The sequence below is a fragment of the Burkholderia sp. MR1-5-21 genome (assembly GCF_053427715.1).
Genome location: NZ_JBSAXD010000036.1, coordinates 42,118 through 67,136, shown reverse-complemented (window position 1 = coordinate 67,136; position 25,019 = coordinate 42,118). Strand labels below are relative to the sequence as shown.

27 protein-coding genes are annotated in these 25,019 nt (G+C 66.4%); 11 read left to right on the top strand and 16 right to left on the bottom strand.

Annotated elements, in window-relative coordinates; all coding sequences use genetic code 11:
• The first annotated feature begins 236 nt into the window (after positions 1-236).
• The 6 genes from ACV229_RS34170 (at position 237) to ACV229_RS34145 (ending at position 6,712) form a co-directional block, all read left to right on the top strand.
• Positions 237-1,040: an inositol monophosphatase family protein gene (locus tag ACV229_RS34170; RefSeq protein WP_448075978.1), complete on the top strand. Its 804-nt coding sequence runs from the start codon at positions 237-239 to the stop codon at positions 1,038-1,040.
• Between the two features lie 164 nt (positions 1,041-1,204).
• Positions 1,205-1,855: an isochorismatase family cysteine hydrolase gene (locus ACV229_RS34165; RefSeq protein ID WP_448087496.1), complete on the top strand. Its 651-nt coding sequence runs from the start codon at positions 1,205-1,207 to the stop codon at positions 1,853-1,855.
• Entirely contained in the window at positions 1,843-2,364 is a 522-nt protein-coding gene (locus ACV229_RS34160) for a MarR family winged helix-turn-helix transcriptional regulator (protein ID WP_448087495.1), read from the top strand. Before ACV229_RS34165 ends, ACV229_RS34160 begins: the two co-directional genes overlap by 13 nt.
• A gap of 49 nt (positions 2,365-2,413) precedes the next feature.
• A complete protein-coding gene (locus ACV229_RS34155) occupies positions 2,414-2,611 on the top strand; it encodes a hypothetical protein (protein ID WP_448087494.1) in 198 nt (65 codons plus the stop codon).
• A gap of 173 nt (positions 2,612-2,784) precedes the next feature.
• Positions 2,785-5,439 carry a DNA mismatch repair protein MutS gene (gene mutS, locus ACV229_RS34150; protein WP_448087493.1) on the top strand — a complete coding sequence of 885 codons (2,655 nt, stop codon included), beginning with the start codon at positions 2,785-2,787 and terminating at the stop codon, positions 5,437-5,439.
• Entirely contained in the window at positions 5,420-6,712 is a 1,293-nt protein-coding gene (locus ACV229_RS34145; protein WP_448087492.1) for a hypothetical protein, read from the top strand. Before mutS ends, ACV229_RS34145 begins: the two co-directional genes overlap by 20 nt.
• On the opposite strand, the gene ACV229_RS34140 is transcribed toward ACV229_RS34145, so the two are convergent.
• Positions 6,692-7,234, bottom strand: coding sequence for an FKBP-type peptidyl-prolyl cis-trans isomerase (locus ACV229_RS34140; RefSeq protein ID WP_124598691.1), 543 nt, complete (start codon positions 7,232-7,234; stop codon positions 6,692-6,694). The genes ACV229_RS34145 and ACV229_RS34140 overlap by 21 nt on opposite strands.
• Before the next feature lie 32 nt (positions 7,235-7,266).
• On the opposite strand from ACV229_RS34140, the gene ACV229_RS34135 reads away from it, so the two are divergent.
• Together ACV229_RS34135 and ACV229_RS34130 are read left to right on the top strand one after the other, a co-directional pair.
• Positions 7,267-8,490, top strand: a complete 1,224-nt coding sequence (locus ACV229_RS34135; protein WP_448087491.1) for a JmjC domain-containing protein — start codon at positions 7,267-7,269, stop codon at positions 8,488-8,490.
• A 55-nt stretch (positions 8,491-8,545) separates the two neighbouring features.
• Positions 8,546-8,791 carry a hypothetical protein gene (locus ACV229_RS34130; RefSeq protein ID WP_448087522.1) on the top strand — a complete coding sequence of 82 codons (246 nt, stop codon included), beginning with the start codon at positions 8,546-8,548 and terminating at the stop codon, positions 8,789-8,791.
• Between the two features lie 20 nt (positions 8,792-8,811).
• Here ACV229_RS34130 and ACV229_RS34125 read toward each other — a convergent pair whose 3' ends face one another.
• The 11 genes from ACV229_RS34125 to ACV229_RS34075 form a co-directional block, all read right to left on the bottom strand.
• Positions 8,812-8,994, bottom strand: coding sequence for a hypothetical protein (locus ACV229_RS34125; protein ID WP_448087525.1), 183 nt, complete (start codon positions 8,992-8,994; stop codon positions 8,812-8,814).
• Positions 8,995-9,094: 100 nt separating this feature from the next.
• A complete protein-coding gene (locus ACV229_RS34120; RefSeq protein ID WP_448087490.1) occupies positions 9,095-9,868 on the bottom strand; it encodes an MBL fold metallo-hydrolase in 774 nt (257 codons plus the stop codon).
• Positions 9,869-9,872: 4 nt separating this feature from the next.
• A complete protein-coding gene (bamC, locus tag ACV229_RS34115) occupies positions 9,873-11,015 on the bottom strand; it encodes an outer membrane protein assembly factor BamC (RefSeq protein ID WP_448087489.1) in 1,143 nt (380 codons plus the stop codon).
• 105 nt (positions 11,016-11,120) lie between these two features.
• Positions 11,121-12,026: a 4-hydroxy-tetrahydrodipicolinate synthase gene (gene dapA, locus ACV229_RS34110; RefSeq protein ID WP_448087488.1), complete on the bottom strand. Its 906-nt coding sequence runs from the start codon at positions 12,024-12,026 to the stop codon at positions 11,121-11,123.
• A gap of 46 nt (positions 12,027-12,072) precedes the next feature.
• Positions 12,073-12,675, bottom strand: a complete 603-nt coding sequence (locus ACV229_RS34105) for a class I SAM-dependent methyltransferase (RefSeq protein WP_448087487.1) — start codon at positions 12,673-12,675, stop codon at positions 12,073-12,075.
• A 16-nt stretch (positions 12,676-12,691) separates the two neighbouring features.
• Complete coding sequence (locus ACV229_RS34100) at positions 12,692-13,894, bottom strand: tryptophan--tRNA ligase (RefSeq protein WP_448087486.1); 1,203 nt, start codon at positions 13,892-13,894, stop codon at positions 12,692-12,694.
• Between the two features lie 8 nt (positions 13,895-13,902).
• Positions 13,903-14,565 (bottom strand): site-2 protease family protein, encoded by a 663-nt coding sequence (locus ACV229_RS34095; RefSeq protein ID WP_448087485.1) that lies wholly within the window; start codon positions 14,563-14,565, stop codon positions 13,903-13,905.
• Positions 14,566-14,615: 50 nt separating this feature from the next.
• Positions 14,616-15,245: an L-threonylcarbamoyladenylate synthase gene (locus ACV229_RS34090; RefSeq protein WP_448087484.1), complete on the bottom strand. Its 630-nt coding sequence runs from the start codon at positions 15,243-15,245 to the stop codon at positions 14,616-14,618.
• Positions 15,246-15,312: 67 nt separating this feature from the next.
• Positions 15,313-16,143, bottom strand: a complete 831-nt coding sequence (locus tag ACV229_RS34085; RefSeq protein ID WP_448087483.1) for a 3',5'-nucleoside bisphosphate phosphatase — start codon at positions 16,141-16,143, stop codon at positions 15,313-15,315.
• Positions 16,144-16,237: 94 nt separating this feature from the next.
• The gene (locus ACV229_RS34080) at positions 16,238-17,128 is read right to left on the bottom strand and encodes an alpha/beta fold hydrolase (protein WP_448087482.1); all 891 of its coding nucleotides are present in this window, start codon (positions 17,126-17,128) and stop codon (positions 16,238-16,240) included.
• A 232-nt stretch (positions 17,129-17,360) separates the two neighbouring features.
• On the bottom strand, positions 17,361-18,218 hold the full coding sequence (locus ACV229_RS34075) for a ferritin-like domain-containing protein (RefSeq protein ID WP_448087521.1): 858 nt from the start codon (positions 18,216-18,218) through the stop codon (positions 17,361-17,363).
• Positions 18,219-18,369: 151 nt separating this feature from the next.
• Here ACV229_RS34075 and ACV229_RS34070 point away from each other — a divergent pair, with 151 nt between their 5' ends.
• From ACV229_RS34070 to ACV229_RS34060, 3 genes are all read left to right on the top strand, one after another.
• Positions 18,370-18,894, top strand: a complete 525-nt coding sequence (locus tag ACV229_RS34070) for a gamma carbonic anhydrase family protein (protein WP_448087481.1) — start codon at positions 18,370-18,372, stop codon at positions 18,892-18,894.
• A gap of 25 nt (positions 18,895-18,919) precedes the next feature.
• Complete coding sequence (gene hslO / locus ACV229_RS34065; protein WP_448087480.1) at positions 18,920-19,870, top strand: Hsp33 family molecular chaperone HslO; 951 nt, start codon at positions 18,920-18,922, stop codon at positions 19,868-19,870.
• Positions 19,871-20,000: 130 nt separating this feature from the next.
• Positions 20,001-20,363 (top strand): hypothetical protein, encoded by a 363-nt coding sequence (locus tag ACV229_RS34060; RefSeq protein WP_448087479.1) that lies wholly within the window; start codon positions 20,001-20,003, stop codon positions 20,361-20,363.
• Between the two features lie 86 nt (positions 20,364-20,449).
• On the opposite strand, the gene ftsB is transcribed toward ACV229_RS34060, so the two are convergent.
• The 4 genes from ftsB to ACV229_RS34040 all read right to left on the bottom strand — a co-directional run bounded on the left by ftsB (position 20,450) and on the right by ACV229_RS34040 (position 24,854).
• Positions 20,450-20,875 carry a cell division protein FtsB gene (gene ftsB, locus ACV229_RS34055; RefSeq protein ID WP_448087478.1) on the bottom strand — a complete coding sequence of 142 codons (426 nt, stop codon included), beginning with the start codon at positions 20,873-20,875 and terminating at the stop codon, positions 20,450-20,452.
• Positions 20,876-20,955: 80 nt separating this feature from the next.
• The gene (gene eno / locus ACV229_RS34050) at positions 20,956-22,239 is read right to left on the bottom strand and encodes a phosphopyruvate hydratase (RefSeq protein WP_011885396.1); all 1,284 of its coding nucleotides are present in this window, start codon (positions 22,237-22,239) and stop codon (positions 20,956-20,958) included.
• 102 nt (positions 22,240-22,341) lie between these two features.
• Positions 22,342-23,196, bottom strand: a complete 855-nt coding sequence (gene kdsA / locus ACV229_RS34045) for a 3-deoxy-8-phosphooctulonate synthase (RefSeq protein ID WP_448087477.1) — start codon at positions 23,194-23,196, stop codon at positions 22,342-22,344.
• Positions 23,193-24,854, bottom strand: coding sequence for a CTP synthase (locus tag ACV229_RS34040; protein ID WP_448087476.1), 1,662 nt, complete (start codon positions 24,852-24,854; stop codon positions 23,193-23,195). The genes kdsA and ACV229_RS34040 overlap by 4 nt, the downstream gene beginning before the upstream one ends.
• Positions 24,855-25,019: the final 165 nt, after the last annotated feature.

Below are 25,019 nucleotides of genomic sequence, written 5' to 3'. Positions count from 1 at the left end.
TATCGCCAACGCACGGACAAACCCACCTGTCCCGACGGCCAGTGGGGTTTCCCCGCATTCCGGCCACCTAAAACTGCCGAATGTCGGGTAAAATCATGCCCTTATGCGCGCCATCTGCGGCGCGAGTCGTTCCCGCTCTTTGTCAATTCGCGTCTCATCTCGCCCGTGCGCGCCGTCCCGGGCGGGTCGTTCCACTTCGTGGCGGCTTGTTGCCGCCAGCTACAGGATCCAGGCTCATGCATCCCATGCTCAACATCGCTGTCAAGGCTGCGCGCCGCGCCGGACAGATCATCAACCGCGCGTCCCTCGATCTCGACCTGATCGAGATCCGCAAAAAGCAGCAGAATGACTTCGTCACCGAAGTGGACAAGGCCGCCGAAGACGCGATCATCGAGACGCTGAAGACCGCCTACCCCGATCACGCGATCCTCGCGGAAGAATCGGGCGCATCCGAGAACGAATCCGAATTCCAGTGGATCATCGATCCGCTCGACGGCACGACCAACTTCATCCACGGCTTCCCGTACTACTGCGTGTCGATCGCGCTCGCGCACAAGGGTGTCGTCACGCAGGCCGTCGTCTACGACCCCAACAAGAACGACCTGTTCACCGCCACGCGCGGTCGCGGCGCATACCTGAACGACCGCCGCATCCGCGTCGGCCGCCGTGACCGCCTGTCGGAGTCGCTGATCGGCACCGGCTTCCCGTTCCGCGAGAAGGACGGCCTCGACGCGTACGCACGCCTGTTCACCGAAATGACCCAGGCGTGCACGGGCCTGCGCCGCCCGGGCGCGGCGGCGCTCGACCTCGCGAACGTCGCGGCGGGCCGCCTCGACGGCTTCTTCGAGCAGGGCATCAACGTGTGGGACATGGCCGCGGGCAGCCTGCTGATCACCGAGGCCGGCGGCCTCGTCGGCAACTACACGGGCGACGCCGACTTCCTGCATCGCCATGAGATCGTCGCGGCGAACCCGAAGGTCTACGCGCAGATGATCCCGATCCTGAACCGCTACAGCCGCGTGCACCCGGCCGCGGAATAACCTCCGCGCCGCGTCGCCGCCCCGACGGCCCGTGCCTGCTTCCCGCAGGCCGGGCCGTATTCTTTTCTGGCAGCTGCCCTTCCCCCCGGCCGCACGGTTCGCTTGCCCCCGATCGGATTCAATCATATAGTTATCATGGTAATCATATTTCCGGGGAATCCGACATGCCGAACCTCACCGCGATCGACAAGCGCCGAACCGCGCTTGTCTTCATCGAGTTCCAGAACGAGTGGCTGGCCGAAAGCGGCGTGCTTTTCACCCGTCTCGTCGAGGACAAATCGGCGTTTCGCACGGCGGTCTCGAACGCAGCGCATGTGCTGACGACCGCGCGACAGGAGGGCTGGACGATCGTCCATGCCGGACTGGACCTGCGCAACGATCCGCACTATCGCCTGTTCGCCGGCGGCGACCGCGTCCTCGGACTGCGTGCGGCGATTCCCCGAGCAGGCACCTGGACCGGACAAGGCGCGGAGTTCATGCCACCCTTCGTGCCCGAGCGAGACGAATTCGTCACGCAGGGCCGATCGGGGGCCAGCGTGCTGAAGCATTCGACGCTCGATCCGTTCCTGCGCAACAATCGCATCGATACGCTCGTGCTGATGGGCTTCGCGACCCACGTGTGCGTGGAATCGACGCTTCGGGAAGCGCATGACCTCGGCATCGACTGCTGGATCGTGACGGACGGCTGCGCCGCCTTCAACGAAGCGCAACACGACCACGTCGTCCGGCACGTACTCCATCATTTCGGCGCAGGTATCGATGCAGTGACGCTGATCCGCCACATGCAAGGAGGGCCCGTTCCGTGTTCTTTCTGAAGGAGTTGCCGAGCAGGCAGGTGCTGGAAACGTATCGCGAACGGTTTCCGGCGATGAACGTGGACCACGTCGACGCGGCGCTGCACATGCTGCGGCGGGCCAGCCTGCTGATGCGGGAACTCGACGGCTACTTTGCCGGACACGGCCTTTCGACGCTTCGATATCTGATCCTCGTCGTACTGGATCGCGAAAACCGCGCCGAAGGCCTGAAAGCAAGCGAGCTGGCGGCCAGCCTGGACGTGTCGCGGCCCGTGATGACCCGGACGCTGCAAAGCATGATCGACGACGGGACGCTCGAATGCGCGCCGTGCGACGACGACGGCCGGGCGAAGCTCGTCAGCCTGAGCGGGTCCGGCAAGAACACGTTGAACCGCATCCTGCCGGGATACTACGAACTGATCGATCGCTTCATGACACGCGAAGCGAACGGCACGGGCTGCCCCGAACGGGGGATTGACCGGGATAAAGACGTTGGCGTCTCAAGACGGGAAAACATGGGGAGCCGGTGACATCAACACCGGCGCGACAGCGGCATTCACTTGCAACGACCGCCTCTTCATGCTGACGTCGTCGTTCCCCGCGGTAGCCACAAGCTACATCTCGGACGATGGCGTCAACTGGACCCAAGTCATGCTGCCTGCGCTGAATGCTGGCGCCAACGAAAGCTATCTCACCGTTGCCTGCATGCCGGCTACCCAGCGTGCCGTGGTCTTCACCACCGGGACGGGCGGTAATCGCGTGTTCTATTCCAGCTGACGAGTGCCCGGGCTGTCGACCTGAGCTGCCGGTAACGTCCTCCGCGGCCAATCGAATGCCGACGTCGGAATCTCGACGTCGACAGCGACGCAGGTGACCAAAAGGCGAACATCGCGCGGAAGCATCGGGACCGCTGGTAAACTCGGGCACCAAAGCAACTTTACGCCTGACCTATGAGCACCCTGCCGACCGACGCCCTCGCCGGCCATACGCCAATGATGCAGCAGTACCTCCGCATTAAGGCCGACCACCCCGACACGCTCGTCTTCTACCGGATGGGCGATTTCTACGAGCTGTTCTTCGAGGATGCGGAGAAGGCCGCGCGGCTGCTCGACCTGACCCTCACGCAACGCGGCGCGTCGGCCGGCACCCCGATCAAGATGGCGGGCGTCCCGCATCATGCGGTCGAGCAATACCTCGCGAAGCTCGTCAAGATGGGCGAATCCGCCGCGATCTGCGAGCAGATCGGCGACCCGGCCACGTCGAAGGGTCCGGTCGAACGCAAGGTCGTGCGCGTCGTCACGCCGGGCACGCTGACCGACGCCGCCCTGCTGTCCGACAAGAACGACGTCTACCTGCTCGCGATGTGCGCGGGCCACAACAAGCGCGGCGTCGCGGTCAACGTCGGCCTCGCATGGCTCAACCTCGCGAGCGGCGCGCTGCGCCTCGCCGAGATCGAGCCCGACCAGCTCGGCGCAGCGCTCGAGCGCATCCGTCCGGCCGAGATCCTGACCGCCGACGGCGCGGCCGATGACGTGCCGGCCGGCGCAGGCGCGATCAAGCGCGTGCCGGCATGGCATTTCGATATCGCGTCGGGCATCCAGCGCCTGTGCGACCAGCTCGACGTCGCGGGCCTCGACGGCTTCGGCGCGCATTCGCTGACGAGTGCCTGCGGCGCGGCCGGCGCGCTGCTGCTGTACGCGGCAGCCACGCAGGGCCAGCAGCTTCGGCACGTGCGCAGCCTGAAGGTCGAGAACGAAACCGAATACATCGGGCTCGATCCGTCCACGCGCCGCAACCTCGAATTGACCGAAACGTTGCGCGGCACCGAATCGCCGACGCTGTATTCGCTGCTCGATACATGCTGCACGACGATGGGCAGCCGCCTGCTGCGCCACTGGCTGCACCATCCGCCGCGTGCATCGGTGGCCGCGCAGTCGCGTCAGCAGGCGATCGGCGCGCTGCTCGACGCGCCCGCCAACGCGAGCCTCGATGCGCTGCGCAGCGCACTGCGGCAGATCGCCGACGTCGAACGGATCACCGGGCGCCTCGCACTGCTGTCCGCGCGTCCGCGCGACCTGTCGAGCCTGCGCGATACGTTCGCCGCGCTGCCGGCGCTGCGCGCACGCATCGAGCCGATCGCCGGCAACGCGGATGCGCTCGCCCGCCTCGACGCGGCACTCGTCCCGCCTGCCGAATGCCTCGACCTGCTGACCAACGCGATTGCCCCCGAGCCCGCGGCGATGGTGCGCGACGGCGGCGTGATCGCGCGCGGCTACGACGTGGAGCTCGACGAGCTGCGCGACATCTCGGAAAACTGCGGGCAGTTCCTGATCGACCTCGAAGCACGCGAGCGTACCCGCACCGGCATCGCGAACCTGCGCGTCGAATACAACAAGGTGCACGGCTTCTATATCGAAGTCACGCGCGGGCAGACCGACAAGGTGCCCGACGACTACCGGCGCCGCCAGACGCTGAAGAACGCCGAGCGCTACATCACGCCGGAACTGAAGACCTTCGAGGACAAGGCGCTGTCCGCGCAGGAACGCGCATTGGCGCGCGAGCGCGCGCTGTACGACGCGGTACTGCAGGCGCTGCTGCCGTTCATTTCCGAGTGCCAGCGCGTCGCGTCCGCGCTCGCGGAACTCGACCTGCTCGCCGCGTTCGCCGAGCGTGCGCGCGCACTCGACTGGGTCGCCCCGACGTTTTCCGACGAGATCGGCATCGAGATCGAGCAAGGGCGGCATCCGGTCGTCGAAGCGCAGGTCGAGCAGTTCATCGCAAACGACTGCAAGCTCGGCGCCGATCGCAAGCTGCTGCTGATCACCGGCCCGAACATGGGCGGTAAGTCGACGTTCATGCGGCAGACCGCGCTGATCGCACTGATGGCCTACGTCGGCAGCTACGTGCCGGCCCGCTCGGCCCGTTTCGGCCCGATCGACCGAATCTTCACGCGGATCGGCGCAGCGGACGATCTCGCCGGCGGCCGCTCGACGTTCATGGTCGAAATGACCGAGGCCGCGGCGATCCTCAACGACGCGACACCGCAAAGCCTCGTGCTGATGGACGAAATCGGCCGCGGCACGTCGACGTTCGACGGCCTCGCGCTCGCGTGGGCGATCGCGCGGCACCTGCTCGCGCACAACGGCTGCTACACGCTGTTCGCGACGCACTACTTCGAACTGACCCAGCTGCCGGCCGAATTCCCGCATGCGGCCAACGTCCACCTGTCGGCGGTCGAGCACGGTCACGGCATCGTGTTCCTGCACGCGGTCAACGAAGGCCCCGCGAACCAGAGCTACGGGCTGCAGGTTGCGCAGCTCGCAGGCGTGCCGGCGCCGGTGATCCGCGCCGCGCGCAAGCACCTCGCGTATCTCGAGCAGCAGTCGGCCGCGCAGCACACGCCGCAGCTCGACCTGTTCAGCGTGCAGCCGGCCGCCGGCGATCTCGAATGCGCCGATGCGCCAACGGCGCCGAGCGCACCGAACCCGGCGCTCGAACGGCTGCGCGACGTCGATCCCGACGACCTGAAGCCGCGTGAAGCGCTCGACCTGCTGTACGAATTGCGCACGCTCCTCCAGGCACACGATGCCGACGGGCACGCATAAGCGTACGGCGCTCGCACCGCGAGCACGCTCGACGATTGCGCTCGCGATCGCGGCGGTGCTCGCGATGTCGCAGCCCGGCGCGCACGCGGCGCCCGAGAAGCGCGTCGGTGCGCCCTATTCGTTCGCGGTCGTCTCTGGCGTGATCGGCTCACCCGCCGACGAGGCCGGGGCGCAGCGGATGCTCGAGGCGATGGCGCGCGAGCGCAATCTCGCGTTCGTCGTATACGCGGGCGATCTCAAGGGGGCGAAGGAGGCGTGCCGGGACACGCTGTACATGCAACGCGGCGCGATCCTCGACGCGTCGCGCGTGCCGCTCGTGTTCGTTCCCGGCCATGACGACTGGGTTGCGTGCAACACCGCCACGGGCGGCGGCTACGATCCGGTCGAGCGGCTCGACTTCCTGCGCCAGACGCTGCTCTCGGATGCGGCGTTGCCCGCCCCGGGCGCGCTGCCGATCACGCGCGAAAGCGAAATCGCACGCTTTCGGCCCTATCGCGAGAACGCACGCTGGGTGCGCGACGACATCGTATTTGTCGCGCTCAACGCACCGGCCCCGAACAATCACTTCCTGACAGCCGGCGGCCGCAACGGCGAATTCGAGGATCGGATCATCGCGAACGGCTTCTGGATCGACCATGCGGCCGAATACGCGAAGCGGCGCGACGCGCGCGCAATGGTGCTGATCTTCGAAGGCGACCCGCAGTTCGACCGCTACGAACGCGCGGAACGCTTTGCGTGGCTGCGCTTCAACCGGCCGCGCGCACGCGATGGCTTTCGCGAGCTGAAACGCACGCTGATCAAGGCGGCGGCGGCCTTCCGCGGCCCGATACTCGTGATCCATGCAAGCAGCGAACCGCTCGCGAACGGCTTCGTCATCGACCGTCCGCTGCATGCGGATAACGGAGAACTCGTGGGGAATGTGACGCGCGTCGCGATCGGACCGCGCCAGCCTGCCAGTCAGTGGGTCAGGGTCGGCGTCTCGCCAGCACGGCAGACGCTCTTCAATATCAGCTTGCAGGACGTGCCGAAAAACCTGCCGGTGCCGCCGGCCCTGCCGGCCACCCCGCACGACGACGTCCCGGTGCCGCAGATGCCGGAAATCCCGGCGCTGCCGGCGCTGCCTGATTCGTCGTCGATCGCCCCGCCGCTGCCGGGCGACAATGCGGCGCCGAATGGTGTATCGGGTGCACCGGGTGCTTCGGCGCCCGCGCCGGCGCCGTCATTCGGCCCGGCGCCCGACCTTCCCGCCAGCTCAGTGCAGCGTGCGCCCTGACGGTTCGCCGTCTTCGTCGTCCTCATCCTCGTCGACGATTTCGAGACCTTCCGCGCCATGCGCGTGCTCGTGTTCGATCTCGTCCTCGGTGGCTTCGCGAACGTCCTTCACCGTCAGCGAGAAACGCAGCGCCATGCCGGCGAGCGGATGATTGCCGTCGAGCACGACCTTGTCCTCGGCGATGTCGGTCACTGTGTAGATCAGCGAATCGACCTCTTCGTCGCCGTCCTCCGGCGTGCCTTCGAACTGCATGCCCACTTCCAGCGGCTCGGGGAAACGATCGCGCGGCTCGATCTTCACGAGTTCCGGATCGTAGTCGCCGAACGCGTCCTGCGGCTCCAGCTGGATCTGCGCCTGGTACCCCGGCTCATGGCCATCGAGCTGTTCCTCGATCTTGGGGAACGTGCCATCATAGCCGCCGTGCAGATAGACCATCGGCTCGTCGCTTTCCTCGATCAGATTGCCTTGTGCATCCGACAGCTTGTAGGTGACCGATACGACGGTGTTTTTTGCGATTTTCATCCAATTCTCCCAAATACAACTGTCATTATACGATGCGCAAACGGTCTCAAGCCGAACCGCAGGACGGTACTGCCGCCGCGTTCGGCGCGCCGCCACCCGATCTTCCCACACCGCTGCTCGGCGGTCTCACCCCGGCGCAATTCATGCGCCGCTACTGGCAGAAGAAGCCGCTGCTGATCCGTCAGGCGATCCCTGGCGTCACGCCCCCGGTTTCGCGCGACGCGCTGTTCGAACTGGCCGGCGACTATGATGCCGAATCGCGACTGATTACGCATTTTCGTAACAAGTGGCAACTTGCGCACGGCCCGTTCGAGACCGATGCGCTGCCCCCCGTCACGCGCAATGCATGGACCCTGCTCGTGCAGGGCCTCGACCTGCATGTCGATGCGGCACGCACGCTGCTCGAGCGTTTCCGGTTCATCCCCGACGCACGCCTCGACGACCTGATGATTTCGTATGCGACCGACGGCGGCGGCGTCGGCCCGCATTTCGACTCGTATGACGTCTTCCTGCTGCAGGTCGAAGGCAAGCGCCGCTGGCGTATCGGCGCCCAAAAGGACCTGTCGCTGCAGCCGGGCGTGCCCCTCAAGATCCTCGAGCACTTCGAGCCGAGCGAAGAATGGGTGCTGGAGCCGGGCGACATGCTCTACCTGCCGCCGCACATCGCGCACGACGGCATCGCCGAAGGCGAATGCATGACCTGCTCGATCGGCTTCAGAGCCCCGTCTGCCGGGGAATTGAGCGCCCAGTTCCTGTATTACCTCGCGGAGCGCGGCGGCCTGGCGAGCGGCGCCGGCAGCGACGACCTCTACCGCGACCCGAAACAGCCCGCAGTCGATGCGCCGGCGCAACTGCCGCCAGCACTGGTCGACCGGGTCGCCGCGATCGTCAACGGCATCAAGTGGCGCGAGCGGGACGTCGCCGAATTTCTCGGCTGCTACCTCAGCGAACCGAAGCCGAATGTCGTGTTCGACCCGCCCGCCCGCGCGCTTTCCGAAACGGCATTCGCGGCGCAGGCGGCCCGCCGGGGCCTGCATCTCGACAGACGCGCCGCATTGTTGTATAACGCGCGCTCGTACTTCATCAACGGCGAGGAAGGGCCGCTCGATCAGGCCGCCAAATGGCTGCCCGAACTGGCCAATCAGCGCCGGATGGAGGCGAAACGGTTTGTAACACTATCCCGAGATCCCTCGATGACAGCATTACTGCACGAATGGTATCGTGCGGGCTGGATACGGGTCGGAAACCGCGATTAGCGTGTATGATCCGTACGCCCATGCAAATCAAATTTTGTATGGGAAAGACAACGTATTGACCCCGCATTTGTCGACGGTCGATGGGAAAGTGCATATAATTTCCGCCCAAGCCGTAGGGAAGATTCACGCTCTAGAAGTGCGTCTCCACCAGCGGCCCAGGTCGGTGTTGGAGCACATTACCGGTATTGTTTCGCGCTGTTGCTTACCTTTAACCATAAAAGGACGTGATCATGAAGAAATCCCTCCTCGTAGCTTCCCTGCTGGCTGCTGTTGCACTGGCTGCTTGCAACAAGAGCGCTGACCAAGCTGCTTCGTCGGCTGCTAGCGACGCTGCTGCTGCTGCTTCGTCGGCTGCTTCCGCAGTTGCTGGTGCTGCGAGCGACGCGACGGCTGCTGCTTCGTCGGCAACGGCTGCTGCGAGCGACGCAGCTGCTGCTGTGGCGTCGGCTGCTTCGGCAGCGACGGCTGCTCCGGCTTCGGGCGCAAGCCAGTAAGCCTCAGCATCAGCTGAAAAAAAACCGGCCTGCGGGCCGGTTTTTTTACGTCGGTACCTTTTGCTGCGCCGGTCGGCGCCCGGGACGGGCCCGCAACGCGGCAGACCGCCTCACAACGCCAGCCAGTCGAAGCCAGCGTCCTGGGTGGCGACGATCACGTCGCTCCCGTCCGTGCCCAGCACGGCCGCCAGCGCCTCGCGGGCCAGTTCCGGCCGGTTGTTCTGCTGGCTCAGGTGCGCCGCCACGAGGTGCCGCAGGCGGCTGCGCTCAAGCGACGCGAGGATGTCCCCTGCCGCGTCGTTGCTCAAATGGCCGTGGCTGCCGCCGATCCGCGCCTTCAGCGACTGCGGATAGCGGCTTGCAGCCAGCATCGCCGTATCGTGGTTGGATTCGAGCACCAGCGCGTCGCAGCCGCTCAGGACGGCCGTAATGTGCGGTGTGGACGTCCCCACGTCGGTCAGCACGCCGAGGCGGTGGCAGCCGTCCAGGAAGACGAACTGGAGCGGTTCCCGGGCGTCGTGCGGGACTGTATAGGGCAACACGGCCAGATCGCGGATCTGGGCCGTCTCGTCGCCCCACAGCACGTGAAGCTCGACATCCGCTTCGTCCGCCCCGACCGCGCGCGCAGTGCCCCAGCTCATGTAGAGCGGCAGCGACGCCCTCCGGGCGAGCGTCAACGCGCTGCCGACATGGTCGCTGTGTTCGTGGGTAATGAGGATCGCATCGAGATCGTCGATGCCGAGATTCAGGCGGCCGAGCCGACGCTCGACCTCCTTGGCGGAAAAGCCGCAGTCGAGCAGCACGCGCGTCGTGGTCGTGCCGCTCGCGGCCTCGACCACCAGCGCATTGCCCTCGCTGCCGCTTCCGAGGCTGGCGAATCGCACGCGCTCAGTTCAACTGCGCGTGGAGCAGCGAAATGATCCGCTGGGCGTCCGACGAGTTGTCGATCTGGCCATTTGCGTCGACCACGGCCACCTGCGTGCCGCCGCCGTTTTGCGCACGGACGTTGACGACGAATTCCTTGCCCGGCTTCGCCGCCGTCGGACCGCCGTAGAACAGCTTGCCGAACAGGCCGTCGCGCTTGAGTTCGTCCATCGAATTCGCGTAGCGCACGTAGTACAGGCCCTTTTCACGGTCGCGGTTGTCGACGGTGAAGTTGGTGCGATCGAGCGCGAGGCCGACGCGCAGCCACGCGCGATCGAACGACTCGGCGAGCTGCAGCGTCGCCGCGCCGCTCGCGTCGCTGACCCGTGCGGGTGCCGTCGCCGGCCGCGCATCGGTCAGCAGCTGCTTCGCCTGCGCTTCGGTCAGGCCGAACTTCTCCATCAGCTTCGCCAGGAACACCGCTTCCAGCACCGGGTTGCGCGGACGCTCTTCCCAGCGCGACGACGTGCCGCCCTGCGGGCCGACCATCATTTCTTCCATCGCGCTGTGCGTGATCGAGATGTCGGTGTTGCCGTCCGACGTGCGGTTCACGAGCGTGCGGAAGCTGTCGCGCGTGCCCGACGAGTACGCAAAGTCGATGACCTTGCCGATCGTGCGGCGGAACCAGTCGTCCGGAATGTTCGCACGGTTCTCCGCCCAGTCGGTCGTCATGATGCCCGTCGACGGTGCGTCGGTCTTCAGCGAGAAGCCGTTGTCCTGCCAGAACTCCTTCAGCAGCGGCCAGAGCTGCTCCGGCGTGCGGCCGTCGACGACGAGCCAGCGGCGGTCGCCTTCGCGCTCGATGTGCATGCCGAACGGATCCTGCGCGCTCGGCACGCCGTCGGTCGACGTGCCGGCGGCCGTCTGGGCCCGCGGCGGCAGCGTGCCGAGCCCGGCGTTCGACGGCGGCGCGACGAACTGCTGACTCGTCGGCACCGGCTTCAGGTCGCTCGGCACCGCGAGCGGCGGCGCCGAGCCTGTGTTCTTGTAGTTGACCTTGTCGGGGGCCAGGTAGTCGTTCAGCGTATCGCAGCCGGCGAGCGCGCCCAGCGCCAGCGCCACCACCGATACCTGGATGGCGCGAGAGGAAAAGGCGAAACGTTTCATGAAATCCTTCGTCTTGCTAAAACGCTCGTCACGAGCGGCGCCGGACGGGCCGGCCGGTGCGGGTTGATCAGGGAATGGCGACGACCGCGCGCGGCCGCCGCGACATCAGGCGAGGATGCCGGCTTCGGCGAGTGCCGAGCGCACTGCGTCGTGGCAACGCTCGTCGAGCGGCGTGAGCGGCAGGCGGATGCCGCCCTGCATCTTGCCCATCGCCTGCAGTGCCCACTTCACCGGGATCGGATTCGCCTCGATGAACAGGTTCTTGTGCAGCGACAGCAGCTTCATGTGCAGCTCGCGCGCCGTCTTCACGTCGCCCGCGAGGGCTGCGCGGCACAGCGCGCTCATCGCGCGCGGCGCGACGTTCGCCGTCACCGAGATGTTGCCGTGGCCGCCGAGCAGCATCAGTGCGATCGCGGTCGGATCGTCGCCGCTGTAGATCGCGAAGTGCGCCGGCGCGGCCTTGATCAGGTGCGCGGCGCGGTCGATGTTGCCGGTCGCTTCCTTCACGCCGACGATACCCGGCACCTGCGCGAGACGCAGCATCGTCTCGTTCGCCATGTCCGCGACCGTGCGGCCCGGCACGTTGTACAGGATCACCGGCAGGTCGACCGCTTCGGCGATCGCCTTGAAGTGGCGGTACATGCCTTCCTGCGTCGGCTTGTTGTAGTACGGCACGACCTGCAGCGTCGCGTCCGCGCCGACCGCCTTCGCGTGCTTCGTCAGCTCGATCGCTTCGGCGGTCGAGTTGCCGCCCGCGCCCGCGATGATCGGGATGCGCTTCGCCGAATGCTCGACGGCGGTGCGGATCATCAGGATGTGTTCTTCGACGTTGAGCGTCGCCGATTCGCCGCTCGTACCGACCACGACCAGCGCATCGGTGCCTTCTTCGATGTGCCAGTCGATCAGTTTGCGAAACGCCGGCAGGTCGAGACTGCCGTCTTCGAGCATCGGGGTGACGATCGCGGGGATGCTGCCGCGGATTTGAATGCCGTCTTGAGTGCCGTTAGCCATGAAACGCGATTGATTTAGAACCGGTAAACGTTGAGATTGTAGCGGATTAGCCGCGCAGTTCGTAACGCGAAATTCCCGCCTCCGACCCCGCAGCCGCGCGCTCACGCACCGCGCAGATGCGCTGGATGAATGCCGCGCGCGGCGCAGCGATGAAACCGTCTTCGTACGCCACCACCCGCAGCCGGCCGCGCACGGCCTCCAGCAGCTCGCCCGGCGCGAGCAGGAATGCGGGATTGGACGGCTTGCCGACCGTTTCGTTTCCTTGCGCGAAAGTTTCGTACACGAGCACGCCGCCCGGCGCCAGCGCATCGAGCAGATGGGGCCAGAGCGGCCGGTGCAGATAGTTCGTGACGATCACGGCCGCGAACGACTCGCCGGCCGGCAGCGGCCACGGCGCGCCTTCGAGGTCGGCCTCGCGGGCGTCCACGCCCGGAATCGCGCGCAACGCGGCGAGCGCGGCCGGATCGCGCTCGAGCGCGACGACCGGATGGCCGCGCGACGCGAACCAGTGCGCATGCCGTCCGCCGCCCGCGGCGACGTCCAGCACAGCGCCGCCTGCCGGCACGAGCCGCGACCAGTCGGCCACCCAGCGAGACGGCTCGGCGAGCCCGACGTGCGCGCCGCTCGCGGCCATGGATGATTCGCGCATGACGATCAGATGGGCATCAGGTGTACGACAGGCCCATCGCCTCACGCACGTCGCGCATCGTCTCCGTTGCGTACTTGCGTGCCTTGTCGCAGCCGTCTGCGACGATCGCGCGCAGCAGCGACGGATCGTCCATGTACTTCTGCGCGCGCTCGAGCATCGGCTGCTGTTCGCGCAGGATCCCTTCGACCACCGGCTGCTTGCAGTCGAGGCAGCCGATGCCCGCCGAGCGGCAGCCCTTCTGCACCCATTCGTGCGTCGTTTCGTCCGTGTAGACCTGGTGCAGCTGCCACACCGGGCACTTGTCCGGATCGCCCGGATCGGTGCGGCGTACGCGCGCCGGGTCGGTCGGCATCGTGCGGACCTTCTTCGTGATCGTCTCCGCGTCCTCGCGCAGGCCGATCGTGTTGCCGTACGACTTCGACATCTTCTGGCCGTCGAGGCCCGGCATGCGCGACGCTTCCGTCAGCAGCGCCTGCGGCTCGACGAGAATGATCTTGCGCGCGCCTTCGAGATAGCCGAACAGGCGCTCGCGGTCGCTCATCGACAGGCTCTGCGATTCCTGCAGCATCGCGCGCGCCTGCTCGAGCGCCTCGTCGTCGCCTTCCTGCTGGTACGCGTTGCGCAGTTCGTGGTACAGCTTCGCACGCTTGCCGCCGAGCTTCTTCGCCGCCTCGAGCGCCTTCTCCTCGAAGCCCGGCTCGCGGCCGTACAGGTAGTTGAAGCGGCGCGCGATCTCGCGCGTCATCTCGACGTGCGGCACTTGGTCCTCGCCGACCGGCACGAGCGAGCCGCGGTACAGCAGGATGTCCGCCGCCATCAGCACCGGATAGCCGAGGAAGCCGTAGGTCGACAGATCCTTGTCCTTCAGCTTCTCGATCTGCTCCTTGTAGGTCGGCACGCGTTCGAGCCAGCCGAGCGGCGTGCTCATGCCGAGCAGCAGCGCGAGCTCCGCGTGCTCGGGCACCTTGCTCTGGATGAACAGCGTCGCCTGCGCCGGATCGATGCCGGATGCGAGCCAGTCGATCAGCACATCCCACACGCTCTTCTCGATGACCTCGGGCGTTTCGTAGTGCGTCGTCAGCGCGTGCCAGTCGACGACGCAGAAGAAGCACGGGTATTCGGACTGCAGCTTCACCCAGTTTTTCAGCACGCCGTGGTAGTGGCCGAGGTGCAGCGACCCGGTGGGTCGCATGCCGGAGAAAATACGATCTGGGAACATGATTGTCGTTAGAAAAGCAAGGCGAAAGGAGTCAGGATGGCTGCCACGACGCGATAACCCACGTTGACGAGCGGGCGCAGCCAGAAATTCGTCAGCACGCCCGTCGTGACCAGCACGAGGACGATAATGAATCCGTACGGCTCGATGCGCGACAGCGCGATCGACTGCTTCGGCGGCAGCAGCGCCGCCAGGATGCGCCCGCCGTCGAGCGGCGGCAGCGGGAACAGGTTCAGCACGCCGAGCACGAGGTTCACGCTGATGCCGGCCGCTGCCATGCCCGTGAAGAACGGTTCGTCGACGCCCGCGCCGTGCAGCGCGATGCCGAATACGCCCCACACGAGCGCCTGCACGAAATTGCACGCGGGACCCGCAAGCGACACCCACAGGCTCCCCCAGCGCGGATTGCGCAGGTTGCGGAACGCGACCGGCACCGGCTTCGCATAGCCGAACAGGAACGCGCCGCCGGTCAGGAAATACATCGCGAGCGGAATCGCGATCGTGCCGATCGGGTCGATGTGGCGCATCGGGTTGAACGACACGCGCCCCATCATGTAGGCGGTGTTGTCGCCGAGAAGGCGGGCGGCATAGCCGTGCGCGGCCTCGTGCAGCGTGATCGCGAAGATCACGGGCAGCGCGTAGACGGCGATGGTCTGTATCAGGGAAGCATCCATATCGCGTTATTGTAACAAGCGCAATCGTGCGGAAACGGAACGATGCCGGCTCACGCCGTCAGTCCGAACGGCTCGAGCGGCCCGCGCCCGGCGCGCACGAGCTGCGGTTCGTCGTCGGTCAGGTCGATCACGGTCGACGGTTCGGCCGGGCACGCGCCGCTGTCGATCACGAGGTCGACCTGCTTTTCCAGCCGCGTGCGGATTTCCTCCGGATCGTTCAGCGGATCCGTGTCCGGCGGCAGGAGCAGCGTCGTGCCGAGCAGCGGCTGGCCGAGCGATTCCAGCAGCGCTAGCGTGATCGCATGATCCGGCACCCGCAGCCCGATCGTCTTGCGCGACGGGTGCGACAGCCGCCGCGGCACTTCCTTCGTCGCCTGCAGGATGAACACGTACGGGCCGGGCGTCACCGACTTGATCAGCCGGTACTGCCGGTTGTCCACCATCGCGAAGTTCGCAAGCTCCGACAGGTCGCGCACCAGCAGCGACAGGTGCTGCTTGTCGTCGAGGCCGCGGATGCGGCGCACGCGCTCGACCGCATCCTTGTCATCGAGGTGGCACGCGAGCGCATAGCTCGAATCGGTCGGCATCGCGATCACACCGCCCTTGTTGACGATCTCCACCGCCTGCTTGATCAGGCGCGGCTGCGGATTATCCGGATGAATCCTGAAGAACTGGGACATGGGGACAGGTAAAGAGGGAGTGAACGGACGCGCGCCGCGTCGGCGCACGCACGGCCCGCGGCGGGCGTCAGAGCCAGCGTTCCCAGACGGGTTTCAGGTCGGAAGGCAGCGGCGGCAAGCTGCCCAGCTCGATGCGGCCTTCACCGGGCGCGTGAAAATCGGAACCGGCCGACACTTCGAAGCCGAAACGGCGTGCAACGTCCGCATATTCGCGGTACTGGTCCGGCGTGTGGCTGCCGGTCACCACCTCGATCGCGCGGCCGCCAAGATCGATGAATTCGCCGAAGAACGCGTCGAACTCGACCGGCGTATAGCAATAGCGGCCCGGATGCGCGACTACCGCCTCGCCGCCCGCGCCGCGGATCCACTGCACCGCGTCGGACAGCGTTGCCCAGCGATGCGGGACGAAGCCGGGCTTGCCGTCGCCGAGCAGGCGGTCGAACACGTCGGAAGTCGATTCGGCATGGCCGTTCTCGACGAGAAAACGCGCGAAATGCGTGCGCGAGATCAGGTCGGGGTTCGACACGTACTTCAGCGCACCGTCGTAGGCGCCCGGGATGCCGAGCTTGTCGAGCTGCGCGGCGATTGCCTGCGCGCGGGCCGCGCGGCCATGGCGCGTACGGTACAGGCCGTCAACGAGCGCCGGATTCTCCGGATCGATGTGCAGGCCGACGATGTGCACGGTACGCGACGCCCAGGTCACGGAAATCTCGACGCCGTTCAGGTAGCGCATCCCGAGCGCTTCCGCCTCGCTGCGCGCTGCCGCCTGGCCGCCGACCTCGTCGTGATCGGTGAGCGCCCAGAGGGTGACGCCGCCTGCATGAGCGCGGCGTGCAACGTCGACGGGCGACAGCAGCCCGTCGGAAACATTCGAATGGCAGTGGAGATCGGCGTTCATTGTCGGCAACGGAAATGAAGCTTCATTCTACTGCAATGCGGCATTCCGCCGCCGCGCCCCAGCCCCCGTCGTCCGCTCGCGCGCGCCGCGTGGGCTATGCGCAGAACGCCTCGATCAGCGCCGCGACCTGCTCCGGCTGGTCGTGGTGCACCATGTGGCCGGCGTCCTCGACGAGTTTTTCGCGCCAGTCCGGGAACGCGTTGAAGCGCGCCTTGAATTCCGGCAGCGGGATGTCGCCGGCCAGATGCGCGAGCGTCGGCGAATTGACCGCCTCCACGTGCAGCACCTTCGCACGCACCTGCGACCAGGTCGCCATCACCTCGTCGAGGCGATACAGGAGCGGCCCCATCATCTTGTGCGCGGGATCCGCGAGCAGATGGAAGCGCCCGTCGTCGTCGCGCTTCGACCAGTGCGCGGCCAGAAACGCGGCGCGGCGCGGATCGAGCCGCGGGTTGGTCTTGATCAGGCGGGCCGCCACCTCGTCGAGCGACGCATACGGCCGCAGCGCCGGCGGCTCGCGCAGGTCGTCGAGCCAGCCGCGCAGCCGGCGCGGCGCCTGCTCGGCCCGCGCAGGCGCGAGGCCGAAGCCTTCGAGGTCGACGACGCGCCGCACGCGCTCCGGCCGCGCGCCGGCATACAGGCACACGACGTTTGCGCCCATGCTGTGACCGACCAGGTTGACCTCGCCGGTCGGCGCGTAGTGGTCGATCAGCGCGTCGAGGTCGCCGAGATATTCGTGGAACCAGTAATGGCCGCCGCCCTGCCGCGCGACCGGCCAGTCCGACAGCCCGAAGCCGCGCGCGTCCGGCGCGATCACCTGCCAGTCTCCGGCGAGCGCGTCGACGACGAACTGGAACGACGCCGCGACGTCCATCCAGCCGTGCAGCATGAACAGGGTCGGCGCATCCCGCCGGCCCCAGCGCCGCACGTGCAGCTTGACGCCACGCACCGTGACGAAATCGGAAACAGAACTCGACGCACTCATCGCAGCCGCCAAAAAAGAATGATCGTTCGATTATAGCGATGCCGCGTCCGCCGCGCAGACCTCCCCGGCAATCGGCACGCGTATCGAGGCACTTCTCTAGGGCCCGTTCGCGCCAACACGGGACGCCGGGCCCTGCCATGGGCCCCTTCACGCGCCCTCCCCGCCCCCCCATGTTTCCGGAGCAACGGCCGGCCGTGCGGCGCGGCAGAAGCTGGCGCGCCGCACGGCCCGACTATGACGCGGCGCCTCCGTCGGCCCCGTCCTGCGCCGCGAGCGCGTCCAGTTCGGCCGGCTCGAAGCCGGCACTGCGGCGCGCGTCGAAATTGAACGGCCCACGCAGACGCGGTGCGCGGTACTGTTCGGCCAGCTGCTGGTAGGTCGGCACCGGATCGCGCCCCGCCTCGCCGCACAGATGCCGGAACCAGCGGTTGCCGATCGCGACGTGGCCGATCTCGTCGCGCAGGATCACGTCGAGAATCGCTGCCGACGCATGATCGCCGGCCTGCGCGAGCCGCGCGCGGATCGGCGGCGACGCATCGAGCCCGCGCGCCTCCAGCGTGCGCGGCACGAGCGCCATGCGCGCGAGCACGTCGCCAGCGGTGCGCTCGCACATCTCCCACAGGCCGTTGTGCGCCGGGAAATCGCCGTACGCATGCCCGAATTCGGCAAGCCGGCCGGCCAGCAGCGAGAAGTGATACGCCTCCTCGGCCGCGACCTTCAGCCAGTCCGCGTAGAACGCGCCCGGCTGGCCCGCAAAGCGCCACACCGCATCGAGGGCCAGATTGATCGCGTTGAATTCGATATGCGCGAGCGCGTGCAGCAACACCGCGCGGCCCTCGGGCGAACGCATGCTGCGTCGCTCGAGCTGGCGCGGCTCGACCAGCACGGGACGTACGGGGCGCCCGGGCAGGCCGGCGGGCTCGACGAGGACGAGCGGCGCATCGATCGTTGCCTGGCCGGCCCGCAGCGCATCGTGCAGTGCGCGCACCTGCGCGGCCTTGGTCGCCGGCTCGGGCTCGCACAGCGCGTCGAGCGCGGCGCGGCGCACGCAGACCGACGCGTCGGAAGAGGAGGAAAGCACCATGCTCATAAACGGGGACACCACGGAATCCGCGGCGGGAGCCTGCGCCCGCAACGGTTTACAATACGCGTCTGTGCCGCGGCGGCGAACGCCGGGCCAAACGCGCCATTTTACCGGCGCCGACCGAACGAGACCCACGAACAGAACCCAAGGAGACTCCGTGACGATCTACAAGCTGGGCGAAACCGCCCCGACGATCCACGAAAGCGTGTTCGTCGCCGATACGGCGGCCATCATCGGCAAAGTCGTGCTCGAGGAAAATGCGAGCGTGTGGTTCGGCGCGACGATTCGCGGCGACAACGAGCCGATCACGGTCGGCGCGGGCAGCAACGTGCAGGAAGGCGCGGTGCTGCACACCGACCCCGGCTATCCGCTGACGATTGCGGAGAACGTGACGATCGGGCACCAGGCGATGTTGCACGGCTGCACGATCGGCGAAGGTTCGCTGATCGGCATTCAGGCGGTGGTCTTGAATGGTGCGGTGATCGGCCGCAACTGTCTGGTTGGTGCCGGCGCGGTCGTGACGGAGGGCAAGACGTTCCCCGACAATTCGCTGATTCTCGGCGCGCCGGCAAAAGTGGTGCGCGAGCTGTCGGCCGAAGACGTCGCGCGGCTGCGCAAGAACGCAATGACGTACGTCGAGCGGCGTGCGCATTTCAAGGAGCAACTCGTGCGGATCGGCTGATCCGCGCGATTTTCAAGGAAGAAGAGTGAGCGACCAGTTACAGAAATTCATGTTCAATGCGGCGCCCGTGCGCGGCGAGATCGTTTCGCTGCGCAATACGTGGCAGGAAGTTCTCACCCGCCGCGATTACCCGGCCCCCGTGCGCACGGTGCTCGGCGAGATGATGGCCGCATGCGCGCTGCTGTCGGCGAACCTGAAATTCCACGGCACCCTCGTCATGCAGATCTTCGGCGACGGGCCGGTGAAGATGCTGGTCGTGCAATGCAGCTCGGACCTGTCAATGCGCGCAACCGCGAAGTTCTCCGGCGACGTCGCGCAGACGATCGGGGACGACGTGCACTTCGCCGAGCTCCTGAACGCGAGCGGCCACGGCCGCTGCGTGATCACGCTCGATCCGGCCGACAAGCAGCCGGGCCAGCAGCCGTACCAGGGCATCGTGCCGCTGAACGGCGAACACGGTCCGCTGGAATCGATCGCGCAGGTGCTCGAGCATTACATGCACCACTCGGAGCAGCTCGACACGCGCCTGTGGCTCGCGGCCGATCACGATCGCGCGGTCGGCATGCTGCTGCAGAAGCTGCCCGGCGACGGCGGCATCGTGCCGCGCGCCGCGGAAACCGATGTCGACACGTGGGAACGCGTGTGCACGCTCGGCGGCACGCTGTCCGCACAGGAACTGCTCGAGGTGGAGCCGGAAGTCGTGTTCCGGCGGCTCTTCTGGCAGGAAAACGTGCAGCACTTCGAACCGGCCGGCACGCGCTTCCAGTGCACGTGTTCGCGCGAGAAGGTCGGCGCGATGCTGCGCATGCTCGGCCGCGACGAAGTCGAAGGCGTGCTCGCCGAGCGCGGCCACGTCGAAGTCCATTGCGAGTTCTGCAACCAGCGCTACGAATTCGATCCCGTCGACGCCGCGCAACTGTTCGCGACGCCCGGGCATGCGAGCGGCGTGACGCCCGCCGCCGAGCAGCGTCACTGAGCGCCGCGCGCGGGCTTGTGCGCGGGCGCATAATGACGCACGAGCGTCGAGCGCGCCGCCCCGGCACCGAAGCAGGCTGCAACCTTCGGTGCTGCGGTCGGCGGTCGCCGCCGCCCCGCCGGAGAAGGACATGAATCACCTGAAGCACCTGGTTAGCACCATCGTCACGACGAGCGCCGCAGCCGGCGCGCTCGCCCTCGCCGGCTGCGCGGTGCAGCCGACCTCCACGATCCTGAGCCGCCTGCCCGAGCCCGGTGCATCGGGCGGCCAGCCGCACGTGCTGACGCCCGCCGAGCGCAAGCGCTACGACGAAATCGACCAGCAGGCATTGCGCGAGCAGAACGACGCGATGGCCGCTGAAGCCGCCGCACGTGCATGGTCGTACTACGCGCCGCCACCGCCCGTCACGGTGTACGGCGGCTATTACGGCGGCGGCTGGGGGCCGCGCTGGGGAACCGGCGTCACGTACGGCTATCCGGGCTGGTGGTGGTGACGCTGGCGCCCGGTCGATTGACGAGCCTCAGGAAATAAAAAAGCGCAAATTTTCGCGCTTTTTCAATGGGTCTTCGTTTTCGGCAATCAGTGGTGAACTGCCTTGCCCTTCTCGCCGCCGTGATGCCGCGACGACTTCGCGATCGACTGCGGGTTCGGCACGACGCGCATCGGTGCCGCCGACACTTCGCCGCGCGTCGACGTGTTCGACGACGCATTGTTGGCCGGCATGGCCGGCGCGTTCGGCGACACGAACTGCACGAACACTTCGCCGTCCTTCACCATCCCCATCTCGTAGCGTGCACGCTCCTCGATCGCCGCAGTGCCGCTCTGCAGATCCTGCACTTCACCGGAGATCCGCTCGTTGCGCAGCTTTTCGTCGGTGTTTTTCTGCAGCTGGTCGTCCAGCTGCTGACGCAATTCGTGCACGCGCAACCAGCCGCCATGTCCCCACCATAGGGGGTACTGAATGAGCGCCAGCAAGGCAATCAGGACGACAGTGACAAGGCGCATGTACGAGACGCAGATATAAGAAGCGCCGCTCCACGCATCACGCAGAGCGGCGTCGAAGCAACTAACCCGATGGTAGCGCGTTAGCGCAGGTTATAGAAAGCCGACTTGCCCGGGTAGCTCGCGATGTCGCCGAGATCTTCCTCGATGCGCAGCAGCTGGTTGTACTTCGAGATGCGGTCGCTGCGCGACAGCGAGCCCGTCTTGATCTGGCCGGCGTTCAAGCCGACTGCGATGTCCGCGATCGTCGAATCTTCCGTTTCGCCCGAGCGGTGCGAGATCACGGCCGTGTAGCCCGCGCGCTTCGCCATCTCGATCGCCGCGAACGTTTCGGTCAGCGTGCCGATCTGGTTGATCTTGATCAGGATCGAGTTCGCGATGCCCTTCTCGATGCCTTCCTTCAGGATGCGCGTGTTCGTCACGAACAGGTCGTCGCCGACGAGCTGCACCTTCTTGCCGAGGCGCTCGGTCAGCAGCTTCCAGCCGTCCCAGTCGCCTTCGTGCATGCCGTCTTCGATCGACACGATCGGGAACTTGTCGGCGAGCGTCGCGAGGTAGTCGGTGAACTCGGCCGACGACAGCTGCAGACCTTCGCCCGCGAGCTGGTACTTGCCGTCGTGGTAGAACTCGGATGCCGCGCAGTCGAGCGCCAGCAGCACGTCTTCGCCCGCACGGTAGCCGGCCTTCTCGATTGCCTGCAGGATCGTCGACAGGCACTCGTCGTTGCTGCCGAAGTTCGGCGCGAAGCCGCCTTCGTCGCCCACTGCGGTGCTCATGCCGCGGTCGCTGAGGATCTTCTTCAGTGCGTGGAACACTTCGGCGCCGCAACGCAGGGCTTCACGGAACGTCGGCTGGCTGACCGGCACGATCATGAATTCCTGGATGTCGAGGCTGTTGTTCGCGTGCGCGCCGCCGTTGACGATGTTCATCATCGGCACCGGCAGCTGCATCGCGCCCGAGCCGCCGAAGTAACGGTACAGCGGCAGGCCGGCTTCTTCGGCCGCAGCCTTCGCGACGGCCATCGACACGGCCAGCATCGCGTTCGCGCCGAGGCGCGACTTGTTGTCGGTGCCGTCGAGCTCGAGCAGCGTCTTGTCGAGGAACGCCTGCTCCGACGCGTCGAGGCCCATGATGGCTTCGGAGATCTCGGTGTTGATGTGCTCGACTGCCTTCAGCACGCCCTTGCCGTTGTAGCGGCCGGCTTCGCCGTCGCGCAGTTCGATCGCTTCACGCGAGCCGGTGGACGCGCCCGACGGCACCGCCGCGCGGCCCATCGTGCCCGATTCGAGCAGCACGTCGCATTCGACGGTGGGGTTGCCGCGCGAATCCAGAATCTCGCGGCCGATGATATCTACGATTGCACTCATGGGTTTCCTCTGAGAATGACGATGGATTCTTCATACTGCGACGACGCACGCGAAAGCCGCTTTCGCTACAGACGCGCGAAGCCGCCGCAGGTTCATACGTTCTTAGTTGAAATCGTTTTCCAGGAACGGGGTGCGCTTCACCGCCTGGTCCAGTGTGACGAGCGTCTCCAGCAACGCGCCCATCCGGTTGAGCGGCACCGCGTTCGGGCCGTCCGATTTCGCTTCGGCCGGCTTCGGGTGTGTCTCCATGAACAGGCCCGCGACACCCGTGGCGACCGCCGCGCGCGCGAGCACCGGCACGAATTCGCGCTGGCCGCCCGAGCTCGTGCCCTGCCCGCCCGGCAGCTGCACCGAGTGGGTCGCGTCGAACACGACGGGGGCGCCCGTCTCGCGCATGATCGCGAGCGAACGCATGTCCGACACGAGGTTGTTGTAGCCGAACGACGCGCCGCGCTCGCACGCCATGAAGCGGTCTTCAGACAGCCCCGCTTCACGTGCCGCGTCGCGCGCCTTGTCAATCACGTTCTTCATGTCGTGCGGCGCGAGGAACTGGCCCTTCTTGATGTTGACGGGCTTGCCCGAGCGCGCGCACGCATGGATGAAATCGGTCTGGCGGCACAGGAACGCGGGCGTCTGCAGCACGTCGACGACCGACGCGACGGACTCGATCTCCTCGATCGAGTGCACGTCGGTCAGCACCGGCAGGCCGAGCTGGCGCTTCACTTCGGACAGGATGCGCAGCCCCTCGTCCATTCCGAGGCCGCGAAACGACTTGCCCGAGCTGCGGTTCGCCTTGTCATAGGACGACTTGTAGATGAACGGGATGTTCAGCTTCTCGCAGATTTCCTTCAGGCGGCCGGCCGTGTCGATCGTCATCTGTTCGGACTCGACGACACAGGTGCCCGCGATCAGGAAGAACGGCTTGTCGAGACCGATCTCGAAATCGCACAGCTTCATGCTTTCACTCCGGCGCGCGCTTGCTGGTTGGCCCGCGCGGCTTCGACGAACGACTTGAACAGGGGATGCCCGTCACGCGGCGTGGACGTGAATTCCGGGTGGAACTGCACGCCGACGAACCACGGATGCATCGAGCGGGGCAGCTCCATCATTTCCGGCAGGTCCTCGCTCGGGGTACGCGCGCTGATGATAAGGCCGCCGCTTTCGAGCTGGGGCACGAAGCGGTTATTGACTTCATAACGGTGGCGATGACGTTCGTTGACGTCCTTGCCATAGATTTCCTCGGCCAGCGTGCCGGGCTTGATCGGGCAGCGCTGCGAGCCGAGACGCATCGTGCCGCCGAGATCGGACTCTTCGGTACGCGTCTCGACCTTGCCTTCGCGGTCGTACCACTCGGTGATCAGCGCGACCACGCGCTCCGGCGTGTCCGGATCGAATTCCGTGCTGTTCGCCTGCTTCAGGCCGACGACGTCGCGCGCGAACTCGATCACGGCGAGCTGCATGCCGAGGCAGATGCCGAGGTACGGCACCTTCGCCTCGCGCGCATGGCGGATCGCCGCGATCTTGCCTTCCGTGCCGCGACGGCCGAAACCGCCCGGAACGAGCACCGCATCGAGGTGCTTCAGGCTGTCGACGCCGTTCGCCTCGATCTCTTCCGAGTCGATGTACTCGATGTTGACCTTGGTCGACGTGTGCAGCGACGCGTGACGCAGCGCCTCGATCAGCGACTTGTACGATTCGGTCAGTTCGACGTACTTGCCGACCATGCCGATCGTCACTTCGTGCTTCGGGTTCTCCAGCTTCTCGACGAGCTCCGCCCACATGCCGAGATCGGCGTCGTGCGGCGACAGCTTCAGCTCGTCGCAGATGATCCGGTCGAGGCCCTGGTCGTGCAGCATCTGCGGAATCTTGTAGATGCTGTCGACGTCCCACACCGAGATCACGGCGTCTTCCGGCACGTTCGAGAACAGCGAGATCTTCTTCGATTCGTCGTCCGGGATGCGACGGTCCGCACGGCACAGCAGCACGTGCGGCAGGATGCCGATCTCGCGCAGCTTCTGTACGCTGTGCTGGGTCGGCTTCGTCTTCAGCTCGCCGGCCGTCGCGATGTACGGCACGAGCGTCAGGTGAACGAAGCATGCGCTGTTGCGGCCGAGGCGCAGGCTCATCTGGCGCGCTGCCTCGAGGAACGGCAGCGATTCGATGTCGCCGACCGTGCCGCCGATCTCGACGATCGCGACGTCCGGCTCGCCGCAGGTGGCCGATGCCGCACCGCGCTCGATGAAGGCCTGGATCTCGTTCGTGATGTGCGGGATCACCTGCACGGTCTTGCCGAGATAGTCGCCGCGGCGCTCCTTGCGGATCACCGATTCATAGATCTGGCCGGTCGTGAAGTTGTTGGCCTTGCGCATCTTCGTGCTGATGAAGCGCTCGTAGTGGCCGAGGTCAAGATCCGTCTCCGCGCCGTCTTCCGTCACGAACACTTCGCCGTGCTGGAACGGGCTCATCGTGCCGGGGTCGACGTTGATGTAGGGATCGAGTTTGAGGAGGGTGACTTTCAGACCGCGCGATTCGAGGATCGCGGCGAGAGAGGCGGCGGCAATACCCTTGCCGAGGGAAGAAACTACGCCGCCGGTGACGAAAACATATTTGGTCATCGCTGGATGCTCGCGGGAAAAACGGATTATACCGTAAAGCCCGCCCTTCTCTCAGCAATTGACGCGATGATCGTGCCCTTACGATCAGCCGCCCGCGCAGCGCGCCGGACAGAGGGCGACCGGCCATCCGGTCGGATCGCGCCGCGCGACGTGCAGCCGTCATCA

What these genes read in the sequence shown, in the direction of transcription:
- ACV229_RS34170 (WP_448075978.1), top strand. Translation starts at nt 237, where the DNA reads ATGCATCCCATGCTCAACATCGCTGTCAAGGCTGCGCGCCGCGCCGGA.
- ACV229_RS34165 (WP_448087496.1), top strand. Translation starts at nt 1,205, where the DNA reads ATGCCGAACCTCACCGCGATCGACAAGCGCCGAACCGCGCTTGTCTTC.
- ACV229_RS34155 (WP_448087494.1), top strand. Translation starts at nt 2,414, where the DNA reads ATGCTGACGTCGTCGTTCCCCGCGGTAGCCACAAGCTACATCTCGGAC.
- mutS (WP_448087493.1), top strand. Translation starts at nt 2,785, where the DNA reads ATGAGCACCCTGCCGACCGACGCCCTCGCCGGCCATACGCCAATGATG.
- ACV229_RS34145 (WP_448087492.1), top strand. Translation starts at nt 5,420, where the DNA reads ATGCCGACGGGCACGCATAAGCGTACGGCGCTCGCACCGCGAGCACGC.
- ACV229_RS34140 (WP_124598691.1), bottom strand. Translation starts at nt 7,234, where the DNA reads ATGAAAATCGCAAAAAACACCGTCGTATCGGTCACCTACAAGCTGTCG.
- ACV229_RS34135 (WP_448087491.1), top strand. Translation starts at nt 7,267, where the DNA reads ATGCGCAAACGGTCTCAAGCCGAACCGCAGGACGGTACTGCCGCCGCG.
- ACV229_RS34125 (WP_448087525.1), bottom strand. Translation starts at nt 8,994, where the DNA reads ATGCTGAGGCTTACTGGCTTGCGCCCGAAGCCGGAGCAGCCGTCGCTG.
- bamC (WP_448087489.1), bottom strand. Translation starts at nt 11,015, where the DNA reads ATGAAACGTTTCGCCTTTTCCTCTCGCGCCATCCAGGTATCGGTGGTG.
- dapA (WP_448087488.1), bottom strand. Translation starts at nt 12,026, where the DNA reads ATGGCTAACGGCACTCAAGACGGCATTCAAATCCGCGGCAGCATCCCC.
- ACV229_RS34105 (WP_448087487.1), bottom strand. Translation starts at nt 12,675, where the DNA reads ATGCGCGAATCATCCATGGCCGCGAGCGGCGCGCACGTCGGGCTCGCC.
- ACV229_RS34100 (WP_448087486.1), bottom strand. Translation starts at nt 13,894, where the DNA reads ATGTTCCCAGATCGTATTTTCTCCGGCATGCGACCCACCGGGTCGCTG.
- ACV229_RS34095 (WP_448087485.1), bottom strand. Translation starts at nt 14,565, where the DNA reads ATGGATGCTTCCCTGATACAGACCATCGCCGTCTACGCGCTGCCCGTG.
- ACV229_RS34090 (WP_448087484.1), bottom strand. Translation starts at nt 15,245, where the DNA reads ATGTCCCAGTTCTTCAGGATTCATCCGGATAATCCGCAGCCGCGCCTG.
- ACV229_RS34085 (WP_448087483.1), bottom strand. Translation starts at nt 16,143, where the DNA reads ATGAACGCCGATCTCCACTGCCATTCGAATGTTTCCGACGGGCTGCTG.
- ACV229_RS34080 (WP_448087482.1), bottom strand. Translation starts at nt 17,128, where the DNA reads ATGAGTGCGTCGAGTTCTGTTTCCGATTTCGTCACGGTGCGTGGCGTC.
- ACV229_RS34075 (WP_448087521.1), bottom strand. Translation starts at nt 18,218, where the DNA reads ATGAGCATGGTGCTTTCCTCCTCTTCCGACGCGTCGGTCTGCGTGCGC.
- ACV229_RS34060 (WP_448087479.1), top strand. Translation starts at nt 20,001, where the DNA reads ATGAATCACCTGAAGCACCTGGTTAGCACCATCGTCACGACGAGCGCC.
- ftsB (WP_448087478.1), bottom strand. Translation starts at nt 20,875, where the DNA reads ATGCGCCTTGTCACTGTCGTCCTGATTGCCTTGCTGGCGCTCATTCAG.
- eno (WP_011885396.1), bottom strand. Translation starts at nt 22,239, where the DNA reads ATGAGTGCAATCGTAGATATCATCGGCCGCGAGATTCTGGATTCGCGC.
- kdsA (WP_448087477.1), bottom strand. Translation starts at nt 23,196, where the DNA reads ATGAAGCTGTGCGATTTCGAGATCGGTCTCGACAAGCCGTTCTTCCTG.
- ACV229_RS34040 (WP_448087476.1), bottom strand. Translation starts at nt 24,854, where the DNA reads ATGACCAAATATGTTTTCGTCACCGGCGGCGTAGTTTCTTCCCTCGGC.